The sequence below is a fragment of the Hydrogenophaga sp. 70-12 genome (assembly GCF_001897365.1).
GTDB lineage: Bacteria > Pseudomonadota > Gammaproteobacteria > Burkholderiales > Burkholderiaceae_C > Hydrogenophaga > Hydrogenophaga borbori.
The window spans coordinates 1-24,288 of sequence record NZ_MKSS01000102.1 but is presented as its reverse complement, the minus strand read 5'-3'; the positions used below and the strand labels follow the sequence as shown (position 1 = coordinate 24,288).

Sequence of the window (24,288 nt, the reverse complement as noted above, 5' to 3'; positions counted from 1 at the left end):
GTGGTGGGCGATCGCCTGGTGGCGGCCGCGCGCCGCGACCCGCCGCAGGTGGCCGGCGACGGCGTGCACACGGTGCGCGAACTGGTGAACATCGTCAACGCCGACCCGCGCCGCGGCGAGGGCCACGCCACCGCGCTCACCAAGATCCGCTTCGACGACATCGCCCTGGGCTGCCTGGCCGTGCAGGGCCTGCAGGCCGACAGCGTGCCGGCCAAGGGCCGCCGCGTGGTGCTGCGCAACAACGCCAACCTGAGCACCGGCGGCACCGCGACCGACGTCACCGACGACGTGCACCCCGAGATCGCCGCGCGCGCCGTGGCGGCGGCGCAGATGATCGGCCTGGACATCTGCGGCGTGGACGTGGTCTGCGAGACCATGCTCAAGCCGCTGGAAGACCAGGCCGGCGGCATCGTCGAGGTGAACGCGGCGCCCGGTCTGCGCATGCACCTCTCGCCCTCCTACGGCCATGCGCGCGACGTTGGCCAGGCGGTGATCGAGGACATGTACCCCGATGGCGGCGACGGCCGCATCCCCGTGGTGGCCGTCACCGGCACCAACGGCAAGACCACCACCGTGCGCCTGATCGCCCACCTGTTCGCGTCCAGCGGCCTGCGCGTGGGCATGACCAACACCGACGGCGTCTACGTCAACGGCCACCAGACCGACAGCGGCGACTGCGCCGGCCCGCGCAGCGCGCGCAACGTGCTGGCCCACCCCGACGTCGACGCCGCCGTGTTCGAGACCGCGCGCGGCGGCGTGCTGCGCGAGGGCCTGGGCTTCGACCGCTGCCAGGTGGCGGTGGTCACCAACGTGGGCGCGGGCGACCACCTGGGCCTGAACTACATCACCACGGTCGAGGACCTGGCGGTGCTCAAGCGCGTCATCGTGCAGAACGTGGCCGAGACCGGCTACGCCGTGCTCAACGCGGCCGACCCCATCGTGGCCGACATGATCCACAACTGCCCCGGCGAGGTGATCTATTTTGCGCAGGACCGCCAGCAGCCCGTGATGGCCACGCACCGCGCCCAGGGCCGCCGCGTGGTCTACGTGGACAACGGCGCGGTGGTGGCCGAGCAGGGCGGGTTCAGCGAGCGCTTCGAGCTCTCGGGTATCCCCATCACGCGCAACGGCCAGATCGGCTTCCAGGTCGAGAACGCCATGGCCGCCATCGCGGCCGCCTGGGGCGCGGGCCTGGCCTGGGACACGGTCCGCCGTGGCCTGGCCAGCTTCCACAACGACGCCCACAACGCGCCCGGCCGCTTCAACGTGATGGAGTACCGCGGCGCCACCGTGATCGCCGACTACGGTCACAACCCCGACGCCATGCGCGCGTTGGTGCAGGCGGTGGAGGCGCTGCCGGCGCAGCGCCGCTCGGTGGTCATCAGCGGTGCCGGCGACCGGCGCGACCAGGACATCCGCGAGCAAACGCAGATCCTGGGCAAGGCCTTCGACGAGGTCGTGCTGTACCAGGACGTCTGCCAGCGCGGCCGCGCCGACGGCGAGGTGATCGGCCTGCTGCGCGAAGGCCTGGCGGGCGCCCCGCGCGTGCGCGAGGTGCTGGAAATCCGGGGCGAGTTCAACGCCATCGACGCCGCGCTGGAGCGCCTGCAGCCCGGCGACCTGTGCCTGGTGCTGGTGGACCAGGTGGAGGCGGCGCTGGCCCACCTGCAGATGCGCACGCGACAGGAAGCGGTCGTGCCGGCCTGACACCCCGGGTTCTGAACAGATCGCGCACCCGAGCGGCGCCGCGCACAAGGCCTCCACACCGTGGAGGCCTTTTTTATGTTTGCCTGATGGGGGCACCGTGCCCCGAACCACGGCAGGCGCGGCGCCACTCAGACGCCGTTCGCCCGGCTGCCGGCGAGCGCGCCGTGGCACCGTGCTTCGGCGAAGGCTGTCACACCTTCAGGAGGGTTTCATGCAGGCGTTCACCAACGCGGTCAAGGGGGCCTTCGGGTATGGCCCGGTCGCCACCGATAAGTCGCTCACGGCGCTGGTCGTGGCCGGCGCCGACAGCCATCCACCACCCCGCCATGTTCCGGGCACCGAGCCTCAGGCGGGTGAAGAGCCGGAGGCAGACGCCGTGCTGCGGGCCCAAGCCGGTTTGACCGGTTCGCTCTGCGGACTGAACTGGGACCAGCTGCCACCCGGCCTGAAGGGGGGTCTGGGTGGGGCGGCCATGGCCACCAGCACCATGGCAACCGTCCTGGTGAAGGAAGGCTCCGTGCCGCTGGGGGCCGTCGTTGGCTGGGTCGCCGCGGCCGGCGCTGGTGGTCTGGTCATCGGCGGGTTTCTGGACATGGCCTACCGGGCGTCCACAACCGACGGCTCGGCGGAGCAACAGCCATGATCGATTCGCTCCCCGTCCACCCCGATCCCGTCATCGAAGGCGCCATCGCCGCTTCATGTCAGTCCCTCGCCGGCATGGGGACCTTGCTTGAGCAGTGCGCAGACGCGCTGCGGTCCGGCCACAGCCCGGGTGACCTGCGTGGCATGAACCATGAAGACTACGAGGCCTTGTATGCGGTGGCGATGCAGCTCTACGAGGCAGGCGATCACGAGCGCGCCCTGCCCGTGAGCCTGGCCCTGGTGGCGCATGAGGCGCGCTCGGTCAAGTACAGCTACCTCGCGGGCCTGTGCCTGCAGAAGCGCCAGCGCTACCGCGAAGCGGCGGTGATGTATCTGCTGGCGCTGGGCCAGGACGCCACCCACGCGCCATCGGCCTTTCGCATGGGCGAGTGCTGCGCCGCGCTGGGCGAGACCGAAGAAGCGCAACAGGCCTACGAGCACGCCGTGGCCCTGGGGCGCGGCGACGAGCGCTACCACCATCTGCAGACCGAGGCGATGGCGCGGGTGGTGCGTCTGAGTTAGCGGCGCGTGTCGCCACATCGAAATTGCGTCGTTTCAGGAGAGATTCATGCAACGGACCAGCCCGTCAAACCACCTGTCCACCGGACCATTGCCCGCGGTGGTCGCGGCCCAGGGCGCCACCGCCAAGCCAACCGGCTTGGACAACGAGCACCAAGTCCCCCTGGACGCCGATGTTCCGGGGACACAGCCACAAGGCGCGCCGGCGCCTCAACCAGGGCTGCTGATGCAGGTCCTGAGCAAGCTGAACTGTTGCCCCTCGCTGCCAGAGGCACGGCCTTGCCCGGACGGCAAGGCTGTGCGCCAATGTTTGGGCAAGGGCGGGGTGGCCGGGATCACGGCGGGCGTCGCGACAACCATCTTCTTGGGCGTGCCCTTCATGCTGACGGGTCATACGGATGAGTATCTTGGCCGGGCCGTCCTCGCCGTCCTCGGTGGCTGCCTTGCCGGCACGGTGACCTGGGCCATGGGGCACTACGTTGAGCCCCATTGCGCATAACCGCTTCACGCCCGGAGGGCATCGATGGGCCAGAAAAATTCCCTGGGGCACCGCTTCACCCCGCCAGCCAGGACCACGCCGCCGCAGAGCCGCAGCGGCACGGTGGACGTGTCATCGAGCTCGGATGAGCCACCAGCAGAGGACGGCATTGGCGGAACTTCTCCCGACGCGTCCAGCCAACCCGCAACGCGGGAGCGGGTTGAAGCCGCTCAGAACAAGCTGCTGATCGTCCCCGCTTTCCCGTTGTCGATGACCCAGGAACGAATCACTGTTCGAGAGGATGCCACCGGCGAACGCCGGTACCCCAAGTGGCTGCCTTCGGTTGTGGCCTGGGGGTGCTGCGGTGCGGCATTGCTGGCACCTGTGGTCTATGCGGCTGCGTATCTCGACCAGGACGTGGACAGCCTGCCCATCGAACGGCATCCGGCCATGGTCATTCCCTTGACCGGTGTGGCCGGTGGATTGCTTACCGGCGCGATGCGCTATCTCCACCTGCGGCTGTTCGGCTGAGCCGGCAGGCCCCGAGGTTCAGCGCGCCGCCTTTTCCAGCGCGCGCACCTTCACCAAGCCCGTCGACAGCGCCGTGCCACACACGATGACCAGGCCGCAGCCCACCATCCATGCGCTCACCATTTCGCCCAGGAACACCGCGCCGTAGACCAGGGCGAACACCGGGATCAGGAAGGTCACGGTGAGGGCCTTGGCCGGCCCGGCGCGTTCGATGAGGTGGAAGTAAAGGATGTAAGCAATGGAGGTGCACAGCACGGCCAGTGCCACCACGGCCGTCCAGGCACCCGCGCTCACTGGCTGCGCGGGCCACAGCCAGGCCATGGGCAGGGCCAGCGCCAGCGCCGCGCCGATCTGGCTGCCGCTGGCCGAGGCCAGCGGGTCCACGCCCGACAGGTAACGTTTGGTGAAGCTGGCGGCAATGCCGTAGCAGAGCGTGGCCAGCAGGCAGGCGCCCATGGCCACCAGCGACATGACGGAGCCTTGCGCGTTGGTCGCGCCGCGTGCGTCCACGCCCGACTTGCCCAACACCAGCAGCGTGACGCCGACGAATCCGATCACCAGCCCCAGGATACGCGAGCCACCCGGGCGGTCCTTCAGCCAGAGCCAGGCCACCAGCGCGCCGGTGAGCGGCACCGTGGCGTTCAGGATGGCCGAGACCCCCGTGGGGATGTGCAGCACCGCGAACGAAAACAGCAGGAAGGGCAGGCCCGAATTGAGAAGGCCCACCACCAGGATGGGCCGCCAGCGCGCGCGGAAGTCGGTCCAGACGGCGGCCTTCAGGAACATGGGCAGCAGGCACAAGGCCGCGATGCCCACGCGAAGCCCCGCCGTGGGCACAGGCCCGAACTCGGCAGCGCCCAGGCGCATGAACAGGAAGGACGCGCCCCAGAGGGCGGCGAGCGCGACGAATTCGAGCAGCAGCAGGGGTGTCATGCGGGCATGGGGGTGGGTAGGGGGGCTGGCCGCCCGGTGGCTTCGAGCCGCAGCAGGGCCTGTTTGCGCGGCAGCCCGCCAGCATAGCCGGTGAGCCCGCCGCGCGCGCCCAGCACGCGGTGGCAGGGCACCACGACGCTGAGCGGGTTGCGGCCCACGGCCGCGCCGACGGCGCGCACGGCGTTGGGTGCGTCCAGCCGGCGGGCGAGTTCGCCATAGCTCAGCGTGTGCCCGGCTGGGATGGCGCACAGCGCCCGCCAGACGGCGGTCTGGAAGGGCGTGCCGAAGGACAGGTCGAGTGGCAGGTCGAAGGCCTGCCGCCGCGCGGCGAAGTGGTCGGCGAGCTGACGGGCCGTTTCGCGCAGCACGGGATGGTGCGGATCGGGTCGCCACGACGCGACCAGGGCGGGCTCGGGCGCGTAGCGCTGGTCGTGGAACCAGGCACCGGCCAAGGCGCACTCGGTGGCGGCCAGTCGCATGGGGCCCAGGGGGGTGGCGATGGTGGCCTGGGTGAGGGTGTGGGGCAGTTTCATGGCGAATCCGTGGCGGGGGGGGGGGGAGGGGCCGCGCGGTAGAGGCCGGCCCAGGCGCGCAGCACGGCGTAGCTGCGCCAGGGCTGCCAGGCCCGGGCCAGGGCCTCGCAGGCGCGTTCGCGCTCGCGCGGCGTCCCGCTCAAGCCCAGGGTGTTGTGCAGGGCGACGTCGGCCGCGGGCCAGGCGTCGGGCCAGCGCAGCGCGCGCATGGCGATGTACTGGGCCGTCCAGGCGCCGATGCCGGGCAGGGCGGTGAGCGCCCGCGTGGTGGTGGCCAGGTCGGCGTGCGGGCCCAGGTCCAGCGTGCCGTCGGCCACGGCGCGCGCCAGCGCCTGGATGGCGGCCTGGCGCTGGCGCACGATGCCCAGCGCGCCGAGGTCTTCGCCGCTGGCTTCGGCCAGCGCCTGGGGCGTGGGGAAGAGGCGGTTGAGCGCCGGATCGGGGGTGTCCAGCGGCTCGCCGAAGCGCGCCACCAGCCGCCCGGCCAGGGTGCGCGCGGCGGCCACCGTGACCTGCTGGCCCAGCACGGCGCGCACGGCGAGCTCGAAGCCGTCGATGGCGCCGGGCACGCGCAGGCCGGCGCCACCGGGGAAGTGCGTGCCCAGCACGGCGTCGATGGCGTGCGGGTCGGCGTCCAGGTCGCACAGCGCGCGCACGCGCCAGATCAGCGTGGGCAGGGCGGGCAGCAGGCCGTCGCTGGCGTGCAGCCAGACGCGGTGGCGCTCGGGCTCGAAGCGCAGGCCGAACCAGCCGGTGTGCGCGCCCGAGGGCGTGTGCAGGCGCAGCGTGCGCCAGTAGCGCAGGGCGGCCAGGTCGGTCGCGTCCACGCCGGGCAGGCGGCGCGCGTCGAGGAAGGCGAGCAGCGGCGCCACGTCCAGCGGCGGGCGCCAACCCAAGGCGATGGCCTGGCTGCCCGCTTCGCTGCTGCTGCCGCGCCGGCGCATGGCCGTGGGGCTCAGGCCGTAGCGCTCCAGCAGCGCGGCGTTGAAGCGGCGAAGGCTGGCGAAGCCGCTGGCGGCGGCCACGGCGGACACGCTCAGGCGCGTGTCGGTGAGCAGCTGCTTGGCCGCGAGCAGGCGGCGCGTGTGCAGCACCTGCAGGGGCGACACGCCCAGCCGGGCCTCGAACACGCGGCGCAGGTGGCGGTCGCTTACGCCCAGCCGGGCGGCCAGGCGCTGCATGGCGGGGCCGTCGTCGCCGGTCCATTGGGCGGGGTCGTCCAGCAGCCGGCTGGCGTGCTGCACCAGCAGCTCGCTGGCGTCCTGCGTCGACCAGGCGCGCGACAGCGGAGCCAGCTCGGGGCGGCAGCGCAGGCAGGGGCGAAAGCCAGCGCGCTCGGCCTGGGCCGCGTGGTCGAAGAAGCGGCAGTTGGCGCGCCGCGGCGTGCGCACCGCGCAGACCGGGCGGCAGTAGATGCCGGTGGAGGTGACGCCGGTGAAGAAGCGGCCGTCGAAGCGGGCGTCGCGCGCGCACAGCGCCAGGTAGCGGGCGTCGTCGTCGGTGGCGGTTCGGGTGTCCATGGCGGCCATGGTAGGCCCGCGTGCGCCGGCCGACCCGCCGTTTCCGGACATGATCCTGTAACAGGGGCCTGGCCCCCGCTTCCTACAATGCCCGCTTTGCCATCACCTCACGGGAGCCCCTGCATGCAAGTGTCCGCCTCCATCTTCAAGGCCTACGACGTCCGTGGCGTGGTCCCGAGCACGCTGGACGAGCGCGTGGCCGAGGCGCTGGGCCTGGCGTTCGGCACCGTGGCGCGCCGCCAGGGCGAGCGCACCGTGGCCGTGGGCCGCGACGGGCGGCTGAGCGGACCGGCGCTGTCGGCCGCGCTGATCCGGGGCCTGGTGGCGGCCGGCATCGACGTCATCGACGTCGGCGTGGTCACCACGCCCATGCTGTACTTCGCTGCCGCCACGCTGTGCCACAGCGGCATCCAGGTCACCGGCAGCCACAACCCGAAGGACTACAACGGCTTCAAGATGGTGCTGGGCGGCCGGGCCATCTACGGCGATGACATCCAGGCCCTGCGCCAGCTCATCGAGCGCGACGGCGGCGAGCGCGCCGAGGGCGGGCGGGTGCGCCACGTCAACGTGGCCGGCCCCTACCGCGACCGCATCGTGGGCGACGTGAAGCTGGCGCGGCCGATGAAGATCGTGGTGGACTGCGGCAACGGCGTGGCCGGCGCCTCGGCGCCCGCGCTGTTCCGCGCCCTGGGCTGCGAGGTGATCGAACTCTTCAGCGAGGTCGATGGCAACTTCCCCCACCACCACCCCGATCCGAGCAAGCCCGAGAACCTGCGCGACGTGATCCGCGCCCTGGCCGAGACCGACGCCGAGCTGGGCCTGGCCTTCGACGGCGACGGCGACCGCCTGGGCATCGTCACCAAGGACGGCCACAACATCTTCCCCGACCGCCAGATGGTGCTGTTCGCGCGGGACGTGCTGTCGCGCGTGCCGGGCGGCGCCATCGTCTACGACGTCAAGTGCTCGCAGCGCCTGGGCCCGGCCATCGAGGCCGCCGGCGGCGTGCCGCACATCTACAAGACCGGCCACTCGCTGATCAAGGCGCGCATGAAGGAGCTGGACAGCCCGCTCGGCGGCGAGATGAGCGGCCACATCTTCTTCAAGGAGCGCTGGTTCGGCTTCGACGACGGCAGCTACGCGGGCGCGCGCCTGCTGGAGATCCTGAGCCGCCACCCCGACGCCAACGCCGTGCTCAACGGCCTGCCCACCAGCCACAGCACGCCCGAGCTCAACGTGGCCTGCGCCGAGGGCGAGCCGCACGCGGTGGTGAAGGCGCTGGTGGACCTGGCGCGCTTCGAGGCGCCGGCGCGGGTCTCCACCATCGACGGGGTGCGCGTGGACTGGCCCGACGGATTCGGGCTGATCCGCGCCTCCAACACCACGCCGGTGCTGGTGCTGCGCTTCGAAGGCCAGACGACCGAGGCGCTGCACCGCATCGAGGCGACGATGCTGGACCTGCTGAAGCAGGCCAAGCCCGACGCCGTCGTGGGCGCGAGCGCGCATTGACAAATATGAACACCCCCGCGGCGCTTCGCGCCACCCCCTCAAGGGGGCAATGCCAGCGGCCCGGCAAAGCCGGTTCCGCGGCATTTCCCGATGAGGGCACGCATGGCTGAGGATCTGCTCAATGACGTGACCGTGGTGCTGGTCACCTTCCACAGCGCGCACTGCCTGGACGCGCTGGACGGCCTGCTCGCCCACTGCCCGAACATCGTCATCTCCGACAACGGCAGCGGCGATGGCACGCCCGGGCAGGCGCGCGCGCGCTGGCCGCGCGCCACGGTGCTGGAGCATGGCCGCAACCTGGGCTTCGGCACGGCCAACAACCGTGCCATCGCGCAGGTGAAGACGCCCTTCGCCTTCCTGCTCAACCCCGACTGCGAGGTCACGCCGGACGGTCTGCGCGAGCTGGTGCGCGCCGCCCAGGCGATGCCCGAGGCCGCCGTCGTCGCGCCGCAGCTGGAAGGCGCGCCGGGCCGGCCCGACGTGAACTACCGCTGGCCCAGCACGCTGTGGCCTTCGCGCGGCCCCGGTGCCGAGGGCCCGGCCTGCGTGGGCTTCGTGGTCGGCGCGGCCATGCTGTTTCGCCTGGCACGCTTCGAGGGCGTGGGCTTCTTCGACGAGCGTTTCTTCCTGTACTACGAAGACGACGACCTCTGCCTGCGCCTGTTCCAGCACCAGCGCCCGCTGGTGGTGTGGCCCGCCGTGATGGCGGTGCACCGCGCGCGCGGCTCCGTCAAAGGCAAGGCGCCCTGGAAAAGCGAGTACCTGCGCGGCTACCACCACGCGCAGTCCAAGCTGATCTACACGGCCAAGCACCGCTCGCCCGCGCAGGCGCGGCGGCAGCGCTGGAGCGTGTTGCTGGGCACCACGGTGGCGCTGCCGCTGCGCGCCATCGCCTGGTCGCCGCGCCTGCTGGCGCGCATGGCGGGCCGCTGGATGGGCTTGGCGCGCTGGCGGCCGTAGCGGCCGGCGCGGGGCCTCAGAAGGCGTTCCAGATCCGCAGGCGCAGCTTGTCCCAGGTGCGCCGCCAGCGCGGCCGCTCGCGCTGACGCTGTAGCACGTCGGTCAGGCTTCCGGCGCTGCGGATATCCTCGGGCGCGCGCAGCTCGGGACGCTCGCGAAACCAGCGCTCCACGACCTCGGGGGCCCATTGCCCGGCCGTGAGCTGCACGCGGCCCCATTGCTTGGGGCGGTGGTAGATGTCCTTGCCGGCGTACAGGCGCGCCAGGTTCTTCTGGCGGTCGCGGTACTTTGGCTTGTTGAGGTTCTGGTGCGAGAAGCGCTCCAGCTTCTTTTCGATCATCTCCATGCCGCCCAGGTAGCTGAAGTGCCAGCCGGCGTCGGGAATCACCACCTCGCGCATCGATTGCCTCAGCGCCTTGTCGTTGCGCAGGTCTTCGGGCGTGTGGCGCAGGGCATCGGCGCCACTGACGGCGATGGCCTTGCGCCAGAACGGCTCCGAGATCATGAGGTAGTCGCAGTAGAAATAGAGCATGAGCTGCTCGAAGACCTGAACCTCGCCCGCGGGCACGGGCCCGATCTTCTCCGGCCGCAGGATCTCGTCGACATCGGCGATGACCACCACGTCGTCGTCGGCCGCATCGGCATAGCCCTGGCGCAGGGCATCGCGCTGGCGGCGCTCGCGGTCCCAGGCCGTCTTGCAGCCCGCGAAGCTCTCCTCGCTCAAGGGGAGGTAGCGGATCTTGGGCATGGCCCAGTCGAAGCGCGCCGGGTCGAAACTCAGGGCCTTGGCCTGCCCCGCGAAGGTCAGCGAGGCCTCGACGATGACGAAGACGTCGACGCGGTCCCAATGCGCGCGCAGCCTCAGATCCAGGCAGTCTTCGCCGTCGTAGGTGAAGCAGTCGTAGACCCTTGGCGCGGCGCCGGGATCCCGGGGTTCGAAGAGAGGCAGGCTCATGGGAAGGGCCGTTTCGTCGGTGTCACAGGCGCGCGCCGCGCCGCAGTCGCATGTCCAGCTTCAGTCGCCAATAGGCCAGGGTGTCCACCCAGGGCACGTGCAACTGGGGCCGCTCGCGCGAGGGGTTGCGCAGCGCGGGTTGGATCAGGTGTTGGTCGAACAGGCCCATCACGCGCTCGGGGTTGTAGAGCGGCGTGTAGCGGTCCCAGGAACCCGCGCGGACGGCGGCGGGGTCCAGCGATTCGATGCGGCGCACCAGGTCGTCGGCGTCGCGGTAGGGCCAGCCGGCGTCGCCCAGCACGTCCAGGTGGTGGCGGTGCTTGCTGCGCGCGTAGGTCAACACCGGCTTGTTGCGGACGGAGAACTCGCCGCAGGCCAGGCCGAAGGACTCGCCCTGCAGGCGCGCGTGCAGCATGGCGTCGCAGCTGTTGATGAAGCGCGTCTTGAACACCAGGTCGCTGGTGCCGGGCAGGAAGCGGGCGCGCGGGTGGTCGACGAAGGGCTCGATGTTGAGGAAGAGGAACCAGGTGTCGTCGCGCGTGGCCAGCACGCGCTTCACCGCCTCGATGGCCGCCGGCACGTCGAAGCTGTGCGCGCCGCCGTGGCAGCCCAGCACCTTGGCTTTCGTGGGAATGCCCAGTTCGGCGCGCAGGTCGCTGTCCTCGGCGGGCAGGCTCACGATGTGCGGCACGGCCGGGATGCGGCCGGCGCTGCAGCGCCGGCTCAGCCACTCGGAGATGAAGGCGTAGGACGCGCCATGCATCTGGCGCGGGTGCGTGGGGAAGACCGCGTGCACCATGGTGGGCACCGTGTGCGACATCAGGCCATCGTTCTTGCCCGATTTGATCGCGTACAGCAGTTGCGCGCCGTGGCGCTGCAGCAGGCCGTCGAGTTCGCCGCGATCGCGGTACGCGGCCACCTCGAAGCGCGCGCGGAACTTGGCGATCGCCTGCCCGTCGTTGCCCGGGTGGGTGGCGTCGTGCAGGATCACGGCGCGGTGGCCCAGCACCGCCTCGGCACCGACCGCGTAGTCGTACAGGGCCACCTCGGTGCCGCGCAGCGAGATCTGGTTGGAATGGAAGGCGATGGTGAGGCGGGTCATGCGGACACCGGCGCGCGCCGCGCGCGCAGGCTGGCCATGGTGAGCGCGCTCATGAGAATGAGGCAATGGTTCTCGGTCGACAACCAGAACGAGCTGTGCGAGAGGCAGGCCGCCGCCAGCGTGGCCACGAAGGCCAGGGAGAAGGCGCGCCGCGGCAGGTCGTGCCGCCAGCCCTCGCGCGCGATGGCGGCGATGAACCACAGGAACAGCAGCAGGCCGATGGCGCCCTGTTCGACCAGGAAGAAGAGAAACTGGTTGTGCGGGTGCGGGCACACCACCGAGCACCACTCGGTGCTGGTGAAGTGCTGCTTGGCCAGTACGGGATAGGACGCGGTGCCGTGGCCGAACACCGGGGCCTGGAGCGAGGCGTCGAGGGCGAAGCGGGCCATCTCGACGCGCGCGCCGGTGGAGGTGACCACGGCGCCGGGGGTGTTGTCCAACTGAGCGGTGCGCATGTCTCGCCACGCATTGGCCACTCGTTCCTGGAACACTGGAGAGGTGGCGAAAACCAACGCCCCCACGGCCACCAGGCCCACCACGGCGCCGAGAACGGCGCGCCTGGAGTGCGCGAAGGCCAGTGTGACGGCGAACACGCCACTGGACGCAGCCCAGGCAAGGTAGCCCGTACGACCCTCGGACAGGAAGAGGATGGAACCGGTGGCGAGCACCCAGAGTGCGCCGGCGAGCCACCGCCACACGGTTTTGCTGGAGGTGATGGCGACCAGGGCAGCGATCGTGGCGAACACCGTCATCATCAAGCCTTGCGAGATGTGGTCTTTGAACACCGTGTGGTCATTGACCCGTCCGAAGCGGCTGGCGCGCGTCCAGGGAATCTCTATCCACACGCTGAGCCACGTGACCGCCAGTGTGAACAGCAGGGCCAGCATGAAGGCGTGCCAGCAGCGCCGGCGGGTGGCCGGGTCCTGCAGCAGCGCGATGAACATCGGCACCATCAGGAATTTCAGGTACTTCTGCACGGCGCCCAAAACCCCCTGGGGGTCGGCCGGCGACCAGGCCACGGCGATCACGATCCAGGCGAACAGCGCGAGCGCGGGCGCAGCCAGCGGATTGCGCAGGGCCTCGCGCAGCTCGGCGCGCGCCGGCGCGCCGGCGAGCGAGAGCAGCCACAGCAGCAGGGTCAGCAGCAGGGCCACGTTGGCCAGGGCCACGGACATGGGGAAGGCCAGGAAGCACAGCACCAGGGTGGCGCGGGCGCCAGTGGAACAGGCGTGGGTGAAGCTCATGGGAGGGTGTCGTCGGGCCGCTCGTAGGCCGTGGTGAGGTGGGTCCAGTCGGCTTCGTCCCAGTGGTACGGGTGCACGCGCGTCGCTTCCTTGCGCAGCGAGCGATGCAGCCGCGCGAGGTTGTCCGCTTTCCAGGCGTCGCCCGGGCGCACGGCGCATTTGTCGAAGTCGACCACCCAGGCACGGCCAGGCGCGTCGAGCAGCAGGTTGTGGGCGTTGAGGTCGGCGTGGAAGACCTGTCGGTCGTGCAGGGCGCGAATGGCGCGGCCCAGGGCCGCCCAGTCCGCTGGCGTGGGGCGCGCGGACTGCAGTCGCTGCACGAGGTTGCGGCTGCCCGGGATCAGGCCGACCGCAATGTCGGCGCTGTAGACCAGCCCGTGGGAGCGGTGGCGCGCGAGCGCGGCCTCGGGCACGGGCAGCCGCCAGGACCGCAGCAGGCGCAGCAGCGCGAATTCGCGCATGGCGCGGCTGCGGTGCGCGGGCTCGCGCAGGAAGCGGTCTTCGCTCAGGCGGGCCATGAGGCCGCCGCGCCGGTAGTGGCGCAGCACCAGGCCCTGGCCCTGGTGCTGCACGAGCCGCGCCTGGCCGCGGCCGCTGCCGGTGGCCAGGTGTTCGGCGGGCGCCTCGGCCTCGAACAGGTGGGGCGCGTCGGTCGCGTCGACGCGGCGCGGGTCGTGCCACAGCGTGTCGCCACCTTGCGCGGTGACCCGCACCGGTCCGAGCGCCGAGCCGTCGACATCGCCCAGCCGCGCGCGCAGGTGGGCCTGGGTGCGCCGCGCCGCGCCGCGGTGGGCGTCGATGAGGCCGCGCGCCGCCGCGCCGCGCGCGGCCCAGGCGGCGGGGTCGCGCAGGGCCTCGTCCACCGCGCGCTCCAGCGTGGCCGCGTCGTGCACCGCCAGCCCGGCGCCAGCGGCCTGGGCGTCGGCGAACAGGGTGGGCGCGTTGGTGGTGTGCGGGCCGAACAGGAAGGCCTGGCCCAGGGCCATGGGCTCCAGCGGGTTGTGGCCGCCCACGGGCGCCAGCGTGCCGCCGACGAAGCACAGGCTGGCGTGGCGGTACCAGTGCATCAACTCGCCCATGGTGTCGGCCAGCAGCACGCTGGTCTGCGGCTCCACGGCGTCGCCCGCGCTGCGGCGCGCGAAGGCCAGGCCGCGGCGCCGCAGCTCGGCCGCCACGGCGTCGAAGCGCTGCGGGTGGCGCGGCACGAGCACGAGCAGGGCGTCGGGGTGGCGCTCGCGCAGGCCGCGCCAGGTGTCGAGCCAGGCGGCTTCGTCGCCTTCGTGCGTGCTGCCGGCGACCACCAGGCGACGCGATCGCAGTTCGGGCGGCAGGGCCTGCGCCTGCGCGGGCGGGGCGGCGTCGAACTTGAGGTTGCCCGTGAGCGCCAGCCGCTGCGCCGGCACGCCCAGCGCGCGCAAGCGCTCGGCCGAGGCCCCGTCGGCGGCGGCCACGTCGAGCCGGGGCCAGGCGTGCCGCATCAGACCCGGCCAGCGGCTGTAGGTGCGCGCGGACGCCTCGGACAGGCGCGCGTTGGCCAGCAGCACCGGCAGCGCCCGCTCGGCGCATTCGAACAGCCACTGCGGCCACAGCTCGCGCTCCACCAGCACCAGGGCCTGCGGCTGCAGCCGGTCGAGAAAGCGGCGCACCGCGCCCGGCGTGTCCAGCGGCGCGAAGCGGTGCGCGATGCGATCGCCCCAGGCGGCGCGCAGCGCGGCCGCGCCCGTGGGCGTCTGCGTGGTGACGGTGAGGGCGTGCGCGGGCCAGTCGCGCAGCAGGGCCTCGATCAGCGGCCGCGCGGCCTGCACCTCGCCGACCGAGGCCGCGTGCAGCCACAGGCCGCCGAAGCGCCCGGGGTCGATGGGGAGGTGGCCCAGGCGTTCACCCAGGCGCTCGCGGTAGCCGGGTTCGCGCCGGCCGCGCCACCACAACCAGCCCAGCAGCCAGGGCGCGAGCGCGCGGCTCAGGCCCCGGTAGGCCCTCAGCGTCGCGGTGGCGCGCGGCGGGTTCAACGCCAGTGTTCGGCCACCCATGGCGTGGGCAGCACGCGTCGGTACCACTTGCCGCTCACGCCGGCGATGGCGTCGGGCGGGTTGGGTTTGCCATGGAAGGCGATGATTCGGGCGCCCGGCGGGATCTCGGGCGGCTTGAACCAGCCCATGAGGCCGCGCTGCATGCAGTGGCGCTTGAAACTCACGCACCAGCCCTCGGGCCAGAAGCTCACCTTGCCCTGGCGGCCCAGGTAGCCGGTGATGTACTCCTGCTCGTTGCGCACGTCGGCGATGGACTGGGGGTAGCCCGTCTTCAGGTGCTCCAGCGCGTCGGTGTGGGCGCCGATGGTGTAGAGGTAGCACGAGGTATTGCCCGTGCCGTCCGTCTTGTCCCATTCCTTGATCACGACGAACTCGCCGGGCTGATCGAAGAAAGGGTCGAGGCTGTCGACGATGACGATGTCCAGGTCCAGGAACAGGGTGCGGCCGCTGAGGTCGTACAGCGGGTCGGCGAAGCTGGTGAGCTTGAGCCAGCCGTGGCCGAAGGTCCAGGGCTTGCGCTGGTCGAACTGATCGAAGCCCACGGCGGGAATCGGCTTGACCTCGATGCCCGAGTGGATGCCGGTGGCGTCGTCGGTGAGGCAGACGAAGCGGAAGGGCCGGCTCAGATGGCGCGACACCATGCTGTGGAGCTTGTTGACGTATTCAGGGCCGTACTTGCGGCCCCATTTGATGCACAGCACGTTGACGGCTTGCACGTCATCTCCTGCAGGGTGAAAAACGGGCCCGCCCGGTTGGGGCCGGGCGGGTGGGCAATCGGGGGAGTGTATCGGCTCCAGGGTGGGCGGCTCGCACGCCGCCCACCCGGTGGGACCGGTGCTCAGCGCGCCAGCAAGGCGTCGACCGCCTGCAGGTCGGCGGGCGTGAGCTCGCCGCTGGCCTGGCGCAGGCGCAGGCTGCCCAGCAGCACGTTGTAGCGGGCCTGGGCCAGGTCGCGCTTGGTCTGGTAGAGCTGGCTCTGGGCGTTGAGCACGTCGATGTTGATGCGCACGCCCACCTGGTAGCCCAGCTGGTTGGCTTCGAGCGCGCTCTGGCTGGAGGTCTCGGCCGCTTCCAGCGCCTTCACCTGGCCCTGGCCCGAGACCAGGCCGAGGAAGGCGCTGCGCGTGCGCAGGTCCACCGTGCGGCGGGCGGCGTCGAGGTCGGCGCGGGCCTTCTCCTCCAGCGCCAGGGTCTGCTTCACGCGGTTCTGGATGGAGTAGCCCGCGAACAGCGGCATGTTGAACTGCACGCCCACGCTGGCGTTGTTGTTGCGCACGTTGCCCGGAATGCCCTGCACGCCGGACGGCGCGCGCGCCACCTGGTACTGGCCCACCAGGTCTACCGTGGGCTTGTGGCCGGCCTCGGCGCGCTGCGTTTCAAGCTTGGCGATCTCCAGGTTGCGCTGCGCGCTCAGGATCACCGGGTGCCGGTCGCCCGCGCGGTCCAGCCAGGCCTGCGGCGTGGCGGGCTCCAGCGGCGGCAGGTCCACCGGCGTGGCCAGGGGCAGGGGCGTCACACCGCTGCGGCCCACCAGCTGGTCGAGCGCGAGCTTCTTCACCCGCAGGTCGTTCTCGGCCGCGATCTCCTGGGCGATCACCAGGTCGAAACGGGCCTGGGCCTCGCGCGCGTCGGTCACGGTGGCGGTGCCGACCTCGAAGTTGCGCCGCGCGGCGGCGAGCTGCTGTTCCACCGCGGTCTTTTGCGCGCGCACGAAGGTGAGCGTGTCCTGGGCGGCGAGCACGTCGAAATAGGCCTGCGCGGCGCGCACGATCAGGTCCTGCTCGGCTTGCACGAGCTGGGCCTGCGCGATGTCCTTGGACAGGATGGCCTGGTCGTTGGCGAGCTTGTTGGCCGGCCGGTACAGCGGCTGGCTGGCCGACAGCGTCACGTTCTGGCTGTTGCTGGTGCCGTCGAGCAGCTTGTTGCTGCTGTCGCGGTTCGCCCAGCTGGCGCCCGCGCCCAGGCCGACCTGGGGCAGCAGGCCGGCGCGCGCCTGGTCGGCCTGGGCCAGGTTGGCCTCGTACAGCGAGCGCGCGGCCAGGTAGGTGGCGTCGAAGCCGCGCGCGGCCTCGAACAGCTGGACCAGGCTCTGGGCCTGCGCGCCGGACGCCGCCCCCAGCGCCAGGAGCGCGGCAACCGCCAAGGGACGAAGGGGAACAGCAACAGTCATGGGTAGCTCCTCAGAGACGACGGTCCGGGGGCACCGCGGAACCGGCTTTGCTGGGCCGCAGGTGCCGTCCCCCTCCCGCCGAAGGCGAGAGAGGGGGAAGCCGCGAAGCGGCGCAGGGGGTGCTTCATATCAGTAGCGTGGGATCGACAGGTCGCGTTCGCGCGACCACAGGTCGATGCCGCCGTGCACGTTGACCACGCGCGTGTAGCCCTGGTCTTGCAGGAAGCGGGCCACCTGGGCGCTGCGCCCGCCGTGGTGGCACAGGCAGGCGATGGGGCGGTCGCGGTCCAGCTCGGCCAGGCGCGCGGGCACGCTGCGCATGGGCATGGCCAGCAGTTCGTAGCCCGGGCCGGGCGGCACGCTCGCGGTCTGCAGTTCCCAGGGCTCGCGCACGTCGAGCAGCAGGGGCGCGGCGGCGCCGTCCGCGGTTTCCTGGCGCAGCCAGTCGTCGAGCTGGGAGGGGGTGATGGCTTGCATGCGGTGGCGCCGGTTCAGAAGCGGAAGCGCGATGGCTCGGGGAAGTGGCGCAGGCGCGGCGCGAGGGTGTCCCAAGGCTGGGCGCTGCGGTAGTCGGCCTCGCCGGCGCGGGTGATGAAGGTGGCGCGCATCACGGGCTCGTCGCCCACGATGGCGGCGAGGCGCCCGCCCGGCGCCAGCAGGCCCAGCAGGGCGGGCGGCACCTCGGCCAGCGAGCCGCCGAGCAGGATGGCGTCGTAAGGCCCGTCGGCGCGGCAGGCGGCGAAGCCGTTCGCCGCAGCGTCGGCCTGGCGCACCTCGACGTTGGTGACGCCGGCCTGCATCAGGCGGGTGCGGGCCTGCGAGGCCAGCGCGGGCTCGATCTCCAGCGACAGCACGCGCTGCGCCAGGCTGGCCATGAGGGCGGCGGTGTAGCCGCTGCCGGTGCCGATCTCCAGCACCTTGTCGGTGGGCTTGAGGGCCAGGTCCTGCACCAAGCGGGCCTGCACGCGCGGTGCCAGCATGCACTGGCCATCGACCGCGGGCTGGGTCAGGGGCAGTTCCATGTCGGTGAACGCCAGGGCCCGGTGGGCGGCGGGGGCGAAGTCCTCGCGGCGCACCCGGCCCAGCAGCTCGAGCACGCGGCCATCGAGCACCTCCCAGGGGCGGATCTGCTGCTCGATCATGTTGAAGCGGGCCTGTTCGAGGCTGTTCGCGGTGGTCATCTCATTTCTCCAATGGGGTCGGCACAACCGGTGGATTTTAGGAGGCGCCCTATGGCGCACTGTCCTGCGGGGGCGTGGCGGCGGGCGGCAGCCCGGCCTTTCGGCGCAGCCAGGCGGCCAGGTCGTCGAGGTAGCCGTAGACCACCGGCACCACCACCAGCGTGAGCAGCGAGGAGGTGATGACGCCGCCGATCACGGCCTGGCCCATGGGCGCGCGCTGCTCCGAGCCTTCGGTGAGCGCGAAGGCCAGCGGCACCATGCCGAAGACCATGGCCAGGGTGGTCATGAGGATGGGGCGCAGCCGCACCTTGGCCGCCAGCAGCAGGGCTTCGTCGCGCGGCAGCGGCGGGCCGCCGGCGCGGCCCTCGCGCGCGCGGATGGCGAAGTCCACCAGCAGGATGGCGTTCTTGGTCACCAGGCCCATGAGCAGCACGATGCCGATGATGGAGAACATGCTCATGGTGGAGCCGAACATGAGCAGCGCCAGCACCACGCCGATCAGCGTGAGCGGCAGCGAGGTCATGAGCGAGAGCGGCTGCAGGAAGCTCTGGAACTGGCTGGCCAGGATCATGTAGATGAAGATGATGGCCAGCGCCAGCGCCGACAGCGCGTAGCCGAAGGACTCCTTCATGTTCTTGGTGGAGCCGCTGAACTCGGTGCGGTAGCCCGGCGGCAGGGCGATGCCGTCGACCACGCGCTGGATCTCGGCCGACACCTCGCCGGCCGAGCGGCCGTAGACGTTGGCGCTGAAGGACACCTCGCGGTTGAGGTTGCGGCGGTTGATCTGGTTCGGACCGGTGCCTTCCACGATGTCGGCCACCTGCGCCAGCGGCACGGTGCGCACGCTGCCGTCGGCCGCGTTGCCCACGCTGAGCGGCAGCTGCAGCAGGTCCTGCGTGCGCTGGCGCTGCGGCGGGGGCAGGCGCACCACTACGTCGTAGGTCTCGCCGTTCTGGGCGCGCCAGTTGCCAACGGTGGTGCCGGCCACCAGGGTGCGCAGGCTGTTGCCGATGGCCTTGGTGGACAGGCCGAGGTCGGAGGCCAGGTCGCGCCTGAGCACCACGTCCACCGTGGGCTTGTCGGGCTTGAGGCTGGAGTCCAGGTCCACCAGGCCGACGATGGGCCGCAGCCGCTCGGTGATCAGCGCGCTCAGGCGCTCCAGCTCGTCGAGGTCGTCGCCCTGCAGCGAAAACTCGATCTGCTTGCCGCCGCCCACGGCGTCGAGCAGGCCGGCGTGCGTGACGGTGATGCCGGGCACCGCGCGCAGCCGGTCGCGCAGCAGGGCCGACATGGCGTCGGCGCTGAGCGTGCGGTCCTTGCGGTCCACCAGGCGCACGTAGGTGCTGGCGTACATCGAGCCCTGCGCGTTGCCGGTGTTGATGGTGGTGAGCGTGTACCGCACCTCGGGGAAGGTGCGCAGGACGGCCTCGACCTCGCGCGCCTTGGCCTCGGTGGCGGGCAGGGAGCTGCCTACTGGCGTGTGGTAGCTGACCGAGGTCTCGGAGAAGTCCGCCTTGGGCACGAACTCGGTGCCCAGCAGCGGCAGCAGGGCCAGGCTGGCGACGAAGGTGGCCAGGGCCAGGGCCAGCGTGGCCAGCTTGTGCCGCAGCGACCAGCGCAGCGCGGCCTGGTAGCCGTCGGCGAGGTCGTCCTGGAAGCGGTCGAACCAGTGCGTCACGCGGCCCAGGGTGCGGTCGTAGAGCGAGCGGCCAGGCGGCTGGCCGTGCGTGTCGATGGCCGGGTCGTGCCACACCGAGGACAGCATCGGGTCCAGCGTGAAGCTCACGAACATGGAGATCAGCACGGCCGCGACCATGGTGATGCCGAACTCGTGGAAGAACTTGCCGATGATGCCGCCCATGAAGCCGATGGGCAGGAACACCGCCACGATGGACAGCGTGGTGGCCAGCACCGCCAGGCCGATCTCCTGCGTGCCTTCCATGGCGGCCTGGTAGGGCGTCTTGCCCATCTGCACGTGGCGCACGATGTTCTCGCGCACCACGATGGCGTCGTCGATCAGCAGGCCCACCGAGAGCGTGAGCGCCATCAGCGTGATCATGTTGATCGTGAAGCCCAACGCGTTCATCACGAAGAAGGTGCCGATGATGGCGATGGGCAGGGTGAGCCCGGTGATGACCGTTGAGCGCCAGGAGTTGAGGAACAGGAAGACGATCAGCACGGTGAGGATGGCGCCCTCGATCAGCGTCTGGCGCACGTTCTGCACCGACACGCGGATCGGTCGCGCGCCATCGGCGATGGGCTCCAGCCGTACGCCGGGCGGCAGCTCGGGCTTGACCGCGGTCAGTGCCGCGTTCAGGCCGTCGACCACCGCGATGGTGTTCTCGTCCTGCGCCTTCTGCACCTGCAGCAACAAGGTGCGCTGGCCGTTGTAGAGCGACAGGCTCTCGACTTCCTGGGTGCCGTCGCTCACGCGCGCCACCTGGCCCAGCTTGATGGGCAGGCCGCCGCGGCGGGCGACGATGATGTCGTCGAAATCGCGCGGGTTGGCCAGGCGCGAGAGCACCTGCACCACGCGCTCGGACTCGCCGGTCTTGAGCGTGCCCACGGGCAGGTCCTGGTTTTCGCTGAGGACGGCGGCGTTGATCTGCTCGGTGGTCACGCCCATCGCCCGCATGGCGGCCGGGTCGAGTTCGATGTTGATGGCGCGCCGCGTGGCGCCCACCAGCGTGACCGAGCCCACGCCGCGCACGTTCTCCAGCCGCTTCTTGAGCACCTGGTCGGCCCAGGTGGACAGCTCCACGGCCGACATCGCGCGGCCGTCCACCGCCTCGGGCACCACGGCCACCGACCAGATGGAGCGGCTGGCGGGGTCGAAGCGCAGCACGCGCGGCTCGTCCACCTCGTCGCGCAGCAGCGGGCGCAGGATGCCGATCTTCTCGCGCACGTCGTCGGCGGCCTTGCGGCCATCCACGGTGAGCTGGAACTCGATGATCACCACCGAGTTGCCTTCGTAGCTGCGCGAGGTGAGGCTGTTCACGCCCGCGATGGCGTTGACGGCTTCCTCGACCTTCTTGGTCACCTCGGACTCGACGATCTCGGGCGAGGCGCCGGGGTAGGTGGTGGTGACCACCACGACCGGAAAGTCGATGTTGGGGAACTGGTCCACCTGCAGGCGCTGCAGGGAGAACGCGCCCAGCACCACGAAGGCCAGCATGACCATGGTGGCGAAGACCGGGTTGCGCAGCGAGACCTGGGTGAACCACATGGCGTGTCGCGCTCCCGGGGCTCAGGGCTTGGCCGCGGCGGCCAGGTTCACGCGCGTGCCGTCGCGGATGGCGCCGGCCGTGGCCGCCAGCACGGTGTCGCCCTCGGCCAGGGCGGGCACCGCCTGGTGGGGCACGCCGTCCACGCTGCCCGTGGGCGCGGGCGTCAGGGCCACGTGCTTGACCACGCCGTCGCGCAGCACCTGCACGTAGGGCTCGGGCCGGTCGTTGCGGATGGCCGACACCGGCACGGCCGGGGCCTCGACCGTGCCGGCCACGATCCCGCCGCGCGCGAACAGGCCCTGGCGCATGCCCGGCTGGGCGGTCAGCCGCAGGTAGACCAGCACGCTGCGGCTGCCGGCCTGCACGCTGGGGTTGATGCGCGCCACCGCGGCGTTCACCGGTTCGGGCAGGCCCTCCACCACCAGGCGCGCGCGCTGGCCCGGGGCGATGCGCGCGGCGTCGGCCGGGCTCAGCGCGGCCTCCACCTCAAAGGCCGAGAGGTCCACCACCTCGAGCACGCGGGTGTCGACGCCCACGCGCTCGCCGTTGCGCACCGGCCGGCTGGCGATCTGGCCGGCGATGGGCGAGCGCAGCACCGTGTCGGCGAGCGATTTGCGTGCGATGTCCAGCGCGGCCATGGCCGCGCGGTGGTTGGCCTCGGCCGCGGCCAGGTTGGCCTGCGAGGTGTCCAGCGCGGTGGCCGAGATGAAGCCCTGCTGCACCAGGGCCTGGTTGTTGTTCTGGTTGCGCTGCGCGATGCGCACCTGCGCCAGCGCCGACTCGGCCTGCTGCTCGGCCTGTCGCACGCGCGCCTGCGGCTCGGTCGGGTCGATGCGCGCGACCACCTCGTTGGCGGCCACGCTGTCGCCCTCGCGCTTGTTCAGGCCTTGCAGCTCGCCGGCCACGCGCGCCTTGATGGCCACGGTTTGCACCGCCACCAGCGAACCTGAGACCTCGGCCGTTTGCTGCAGCGCGAGGCGGCGCACCGTGAACACGTCGCGCGCGGCGACCTCGTAGACCGGCGCGGTCTGCAGGGCCTGGGCGGCGGCGTTCGCCTGCGCGGCCTGGGCGCTGCGCTTGTGCAGCGCGCGCACCACGCCCAAGGCCAGCGCGGCCACGGCCAGCCCGGCCAGGGCCCAGTAGAGGGTCTTTCGCAGACGGGAGGTGGTCATGGGGAAACCTTCGCGCGGCGCGCTGTGGTGCGGGCCCTTTTGGGCGGTCGTGCGGGGCTCATCGCGGGCGTTTGAGCATGCCGCTCAGGATCAGGTCGACCTGGGTGTCGATGAAGGTCAGGGGATCGATCTGCTGCGAGGGCGGGGCGCAGGGCGTCATGGCGTGTTTCCACATGAGCAGGAAGATCATGGGCGCGATCAGGCTGTAGACCGCGTAGTCGAGCGGCATCTCGCGGAAGTCGCCGCGGTCGATGCCGCGCTGCAGGATGCGCTTGATCAGCTCGTGGCCCGGGGCGACCACCTCGTTCTGGTAGAAGCTGGCGATCTCGGGGAAGGTGCCCGCCTCGGCCATGACGAGCTTGGTGATGCCCGACGCGGGCGTCATGCCCACGCGCTCCCACCAGGTGTGCATGGCGTAGCGCACCAGCTCCACGCTGTCGCCCTGGAACTCGGCCAACTCGTTCGACCATTCCGGAAAGCGGCCCGCGACGGTTTCGCGCACCACGGCCTTGAACAGGTCTTCCTTGCTGGGGAAATACAGGAACAGCGTGCCCTTGGACACCCCGGCGCGCGCGGCCACCTCCTCGACGCGCGTGGCGGCGAAGCCCTTCTCGACGAACAGGGCCAGGGCCGCCTCGATCAGCTCACCCGGGCGCGCTTCCTTGCGGCGGGCGCGGCGCGGGACCTCGGCGGGCGGTGACGGGGGGGGGGCGGGCATGGGGCGCTAGTTACTGACCGATGGGTTATTAATATACCCCAGCCGCCCATGCGGCGTGCCGCCTGGGCCCAGTCGGGGCCGGCGCCAGCGCACGCCCGCCGGCGCGGGCTCAGCCCAGCTTGATGCCCACCCGCGTGATCCGGCTCGCGTCCATCTCGCGCACGCTGATTTCGGCCTTGCCCAGTTCCGCCACGTCGCCCACCACCGGCGGGCGGTGCAGTTCGTTGCGCAGCCACTGGCCCACCGTCTGGTCCGATTCGCCGGGTACCGGCAGCCCGTAGAAGCCGCACAGCCCCTCCAGCGGCGTGTTGGCGTCGAGCACGAAGTCGCCGAACACCAGGCGGGCTTCTTCGGTGTCGTCCAGGTCCGGCAGGGCCACGTGGGCGCGGCGCGCCGCCAGGCCGATGGTGGAGCCCTGCAGCAGCAGGGACGTGAGCACCACCACGAAGGCGACGTCCAGGAACCCGTGCGCGCCGGGCACGCCGGCCATCATGGGGAACACCGCCAGCACGATGGGCACCGCGCCGCGCAGGCCCACCCAGGCGATGAAGCCGATTTCGTGCGGCGAGAAGTGAAAAGGCCTGAGGCACAGCCACACCGCCACCGGCCGTGCCACCAGCATCAGCACCAGCGACACGCCCAGGGCCGGCAGCAAGGTGTCCATCATTTCGCTGGGCGACACCAGCAGGCCCAGCAGCAGGAACATGCCGGCCTGCGCCAGCCAGGCGTAGCCGTCCATGGCCGAGAGCGAGGAGCGCACCAGCCGGCGCGCGCGGTTGCCCGCCACCACGCCCATGGCGTAGACCGCCAGGAAGCCCGAGCCGCCCAGCCAGGTGGTGAGCGCGAACACCGCCAGCCCACCCGAGACGATGAGCAGGGCGCGGATGCCGCCGCCGCCGTCGGCGCCGCGCCCCAGGCGCTTGAGCAGCTCGGCCAGGCCCCAGCCGCTGCCCAGGCCCATGGCCGCGCCCCAGCCAAACTGCAGCAGCAGCGACCAGGCGATGCCGCCCAGCGTGACCTCGTTCGCCACCGCGTTGCCCAGGGCCAGCGCCACGCCGATGAAGGCCAGGGTGAGGTAGACCGCCATCGGGTCGTTCATGCCCGACTCGATCTCCAGCGTGGCGGCCACGCGCTCGTTGAGCCGAACGCCGGACGACTTC

At 71.5% G+C, this 24,288-nt stretch carries 22 protein-coding genes; 7 read left to right on the top strand and 15 right to left on the bottom strand.

All coding sequences use genetic code 11. From position 1 onward, the window contains the following. From BGO22_RS06565 to BGO22_RS06545, 5 genes are all read left to right on the top strand, one after another. A partial coding sequence (locus tag BGO22_RS06565; protein ID WP_286849696.1) for a Mur ligase family protein occupies positions 1 to 1,707 on the top strand: 1,707 nt, incomplete at its 5' end. A 211-nt stretch (positions 1,708 to 1,918) separates the two neighbouring features. Beyond that, a complete protein-coding gene (locus BGO22_RS06560; RefSeq protein ID WP_070398899.1) occupies positions 1,919 to 2,350 on the top strand; it encodes a hypothetical protein in 432 nt (143 codons plus the stop codon). Continuing rightward, positions 2,347 to 2,871, top strand: a complete 525-nt coding sequence (locus BGO22_RS06555; RefSeq protein WP_070398898.1) for a tetratricopeptide repeat protein — start codon at positions 2,347 to 2,349, stop codon at positions 2,869 to 2,871. Before BGO22_RS06560 ends, BGO22_RS06555 begins: the two co-directional genes overlap by 4 nt. Before the next feature lie 46 nt (positions 2,872 to 2,917). Beyond that, positions 2,918 to 3,367, top strand: a complete 450-nt coding sequence (locus BGO22_RS06550) for a hypothetical protein (RefSeq protein ID WP_070398897.1) — start codon at positions 2,918 to 2,920, stop codon at positions 3,365 to 3,367. 24 nt (positions 3,368 to 3,391) lie between these two features. Further along, entirely contained in the window at positions 3,392 to 3,877 is a 486-nt protein-coding gene (locus BGO22_RS06545; RefSeq protein WP_139147026.1) for a hypothetical protein, read from the top strand. 18 nt (positions 3,878 to 3,895) lie between these two features. On the opposite strand, the gene BGO22_RS06540 is transcribed toward BGO22_RS06545, so the two are convergent. The 3 genes from BGO22_RS06540 to BGO22_RS06530 are packed head-to-tail and all read right to left on the bottom strand — an operon-like array spanning position 3,896 to position 6,863. After that, positions 3,896 to 4,810, bottom strand: a complete 915-nt coding sequence (locus tag BGO22_RS06540; protein ID WP_070398896.1) for a DMT family transporter — start codon at positions 4,808 to 4,810, stop codon at positions 3,896 to 3,898. Continuing rightward, positions 4,807 to 5,343: a methylated-DNA--[protein]-cysteine S-methyltransferase gene (locus BGO22_RS06535; RefSeq protein WP_070398895.1), complete on the bottom strand. Its 537-nt coding sequence runs from the start codon at positions 5,341 to 5,343 to the stop codon at positions 4,807 to 4,809. Before BGO22_RS06535 ends, BGO22_RS06540 begins: the two co-directional genes overlap by 4 nt. Then, positions 5,340 to 6,863, bottom strand: coding sequence for a DNA-3-methyladenine glycosylase 2 family protein (locus tag BGO22_RS06530; RefSeq protein ID WP_286849693.1), 1,524 nt, complete (start codon positions 6,861 to 6,863; stop codon positions 5,340 to 5,342). The genes BGO22_RS06535 and BGO22_RS06530 overlap by 4 nt, the downstream gene beginning before the upstream one ends. Positions 6,864 to 6,986: 123 nt before the next feature. Here BGO22_RS06530 and BGO22_RS06525 point away from each other — a divergent pair, with 123 nt between their 5' ends. Then, positions 6,987 to 8,369 (top strand): phosphomannomutase/phosphoglucomutase, encoded by a 1,383-nt coding sequence (locus BGO22_RS06525; RefSeq protein ID WP_070398894.1) that lies wholly within the window; start codon positions 6,987 to 6,989, stop codon positions 8,367 to 8,369. Positions 8,370 to 8,471: 102 nt separating this feature from the next. After that, on the top strand, positions 8,472 to 9,329 hold the full coding sequence (locus BGO22_RS06520; RefSeq protein WP_139147025.1) for a glycosyltransferase family 2 protein: 858 nt from the start codon (positions 8,472 to 8,474) through the stop codon (positions 9,327 to 9,329). A 16-nt stretch (positions 9,330 to 9,345) separates the two neighbouring features. On the opposite strand, the gene BGO22_RS06515 is transcribed toward BGO22_RS06520, so the two are convergent. From BGO22_RS06515 to BGO22_RS06460, 12 genes are all read right to left on the bottom strand, one after another. Then, positions 9,346 to 10,284 carry a glycosyltransferase family 17 protein gene (locus BGO22_RS06515; RefSeq protein ID WP_070398892.1) on the bottom strand — a complete coding sequence of 313 codons (939 nt, stop codon included), beginning with the start codon at positions 10,282 to 10,284 and terminating at the stop codon, positions 9,346 to 9,348. Between the two features lie 22 nt (positions 10,285 to 10,306). Beyond that, positions 10,307 to 11,386, bottom strand: a complete 1,080-nt coding sequence (locus BGO22_RS06510; RefSeq protein ID WP_070398891.1) for a hypothetical protein — start codon at positions 11,384 to 11,386, stop codon at positions 10,307 to 10,309. Further along, positions 11,383 to 12,630: an O-antigen ligase family protein gene (locus BGO22_RS06505; protein ID WP_070398890.1), complete on the bottom strand. Its 1,248-nt coding sequence runs from the start codon at positions 12,628 to 12,630 to the stop codon at positions 11,383 to 11,385. Before BGO22_RS06505 ends, BGO22_RS06510 begins: the two co-directional genes overlap by 4 nt. Beyond that, on the bottom strand, positions 12,627 to 14,660 hold the full coding sequence (locus BGO22_RS06500; RefSeq protein WP_083293136.1) for a 3-deoxy-D-manno-octulosonic acid kinase: 2,034 nt from the start codon (positions 14,658 to 14,660) through the stop codon (positions 12,627 to 12,629). The genes BGO22_RS06505 and BGO22_RS06500 overlap by 4 nt, the downstream gene beginning before the upstream one ends. After that, complete coding sequence (locus BGO22_RS06495; protein WP_070398889.1) at positions 14,636 to 15,376, bottom strand: glycosyltransferase; 741 nt, start codon at positions 15,374 to 15,376, stop codon at positions 14,636 to 14,638. Before BGO22_RS06495 ends, BGO22_RS06500 begins: the two co-directional genes overlap by 25 nt. A gap of 122 nt (positions 15,377 to 15,498) precedes the next feature. Further along, the gene (locus tag BGO22_RS06490) at positions 15,499 to 16,830 is read right to left on the bottom strand and encodes a TolC family outer membrane protein (RefSeq protein ID WP_070398888.1); all 1,332 of its coding nucleotides are present in this window, start codon (positions 16,828 to 16,830) and stop codon (positions 15,499 to 15,501) included. 129 nt (positions 16,831 to 16,959) lie between these two features. Continuing rightward, entirely contained in the window at positions 16,960 to 17,307 is a 348-nt protein-coding gene (locus tag BGO22_RS06485; RefSeq protein WP_070398887.1) for a rhodanese-like domain-containing protein, read from the bottom strand. Between the two features lie 14 nt (positions 17,308 to 17,321). Further along, positions 17,322 to 18,011 carry a protein-L-isoaspartate O-methyltransferase family protein gene (locus BGO22_RS06480; RefSeq protein ID WP_070398886.1) on the bottom strand — a complete coding sequence of 230 codons (690 nt, stop codon included), beginning with the start codon at positions 18,009 to 18,011 and terminating at the stop codon, positions 17,322 to 17,324. A 49-nt stretch (positions 18,012 to 18,060) separates the two neighbouring features. Continuing rightward, entirely contained in the window at positions 18,061 to 21,237 is a 3,177-nt protein-coding gene (locus BGO22_RS06475; protein WP_070398885.1) for an efflux RND transporter permease subunit, read from the bottom strand. Between the two features lie 21 nt (positions 21,238 to 21,258). Continuing rightward, a complete protein-coding gene (locus BGO22_RS06470; RefSeq protein WP_139147024.1) occupies positions 21,259 to 22,410 on the bottom strand; it encodes an efflux RND transporter periplasmic adaptor subunit in 1,152 nt (383 codons plus the stop codon). 58 nt (positions 22,411 to 22,468) lie between these two features. Further along, entirely contained in the window at positions 22,469 to 23,128 is a 660-nt protein-coding gene (locus BGO22_RS06465) for a TetR/AcrR family transcriptional regulator (protein WP_070398884.1), read from the bottom strand. A 109-nt stretch (positions 23,129 to 23,237) separates the two neighbouring features. Beyond that, the coding region (locus tag BGO22_RS06460) for a potassium/proton antiporter (RefSeq protein ID WP_286849690.1) at positions 23,238 to 24,288 on the bottom strand (1,051 nt) is incomplete at its 5' end.

Bases quoted from the DNA above. Each gene is read 5' to 3' on its own strand.
- BGO22_RS06530 (WP_286849693.1), bottom strand. From the start codon at position 6,863: ATGGACACCCGAACCGCCACCGACGACGACGCCCGCTACCTGGCGCTG.
- BGO22_RS06515 (WP_070398892.1), bottom strand. From the start codon at position 10,284: ATGAGCCTGCCTCTCTTCGAACCCCGGGATCCCGGCGCCGCGCCAAGG.
- BGO22_RS06545 (WP_139147026.1), top strand. From the start codon at position 3,392: ATGGGCCAGAAAAATTCCCTGGGGCACCGCTTCACCCCGCCAGCCAGG.
- BGO22_RS06520 (WP_139147025.1), top strand. From the start codon at position 8,472: ATGGCTGAGGATCTGCTCAATGACGTGACCGTGGTGCTGGTCACCTTC.
- BGO22_RS06465 (WP_070398884.1), bottom strand. From the start codon at position 23,128: ATGCCCGCCCCCCCCCCGTCACCGCCCGCCGAGGTCCCGCGCCGCGCC.
- BGO22_RS06535 (WP_070398895.1), bottom strand. From the start codon at position 5,343: ATGAAACTGCCCCACACCCTCACCCAGGCCACCATCGCCACCCCCCTG.
- BGO22_RS06480 (WP_070398886.1), bottom strand. From the start codon at position 18,011: ATGACCACCGCGAACAGCCTCGAACAGGCCCGCTTCAACATGATCGAG.
- BGO22_RS06510 (WP_070398891.1), bottom strand. From the start codon at position 11,386: ATGACCCGCCTCACCATCGCCTTCCATTCCAACCAGATCTCGCTGCGC.
- BGO22_RS06525 (WP_070398894.1), top strand. From the start codon at position 6,987: ATGCAAGTGTCCGCCTCCATCTTCAAGGCCTACGACGTCCGTGGCGTG.
- BGO22_RS06505 (WP_070398890.1), bottom strand. From the start codon at position 12,630: ATGAGCTTCACCCACGCCTGTTCCACTGGCGCCCGCGCCACCCTGGTG.
- BGO22_RS06490 (WP_070398888.1), bottom strand. From the start codon at position 16,830: ATGACTGTTGCTGTTCCCCTTCGTCCCTTGGCGGTTGCCGCGCTCCTG.
- BGO22_RS06475 (WP_070398885.1), bottom strand. From the start codon at position 21,237: ATGTGGTTCACCCAGGTCTCGCTGCGCAACCCGGTCTTCGCCACCATG.
- BGO22_RS06540 (WP_070398896.1), bottom strand. From the start codon at position 4,810: ATGACACCCCTGCTGCTGCTCGAATTCGTCGCGCTCGCCGCCCTCTGG.
- BGO22_RS06550 (WP_070398897.1), top strand. From the start codon at position 2,918: ATGCAACGGACCAGCCCGTCAAACCACCTGTCCACCGGACCATTGCCC.
- BGO22_RS06555 (WP_070398898.1), top strand. From the start codon at position 2,347: ATGATCGATTCGCTCCCCGTCCACCCCGATCCCGTCATCGAAGGCGCC.
- BGO22_RS06485 (WP_070398887.1), bottom strand. From the start codon at position 17,307: ATGCAAGCCATCACCCCCTCCCAGCTCGACGACTGGCTGCGCCAGGAA.
- BGO22_RS06470 (WP_139147024.1), bottom strand. From the start codon at position 22,410: ATGACCACCTCCCGTCTGCGAAAGACCCTCTACTGGGCCCTGGCCGGG.
- BGO22_RS06560 (WP_070398899.1), top strand. From the start codon at position 1,919: ATGCAGGCGTTCACCAACGCGGTCAAGGGGGCCTTCGGGTATGGCCCG.
- BGO22_RS06500 (WP_083293136.1), bottom strand. From the start codon at position 14,660: ATGGGTGGCCGAACACTGGCGTTGAACCCGCCGCGCGCCACCGCGACG.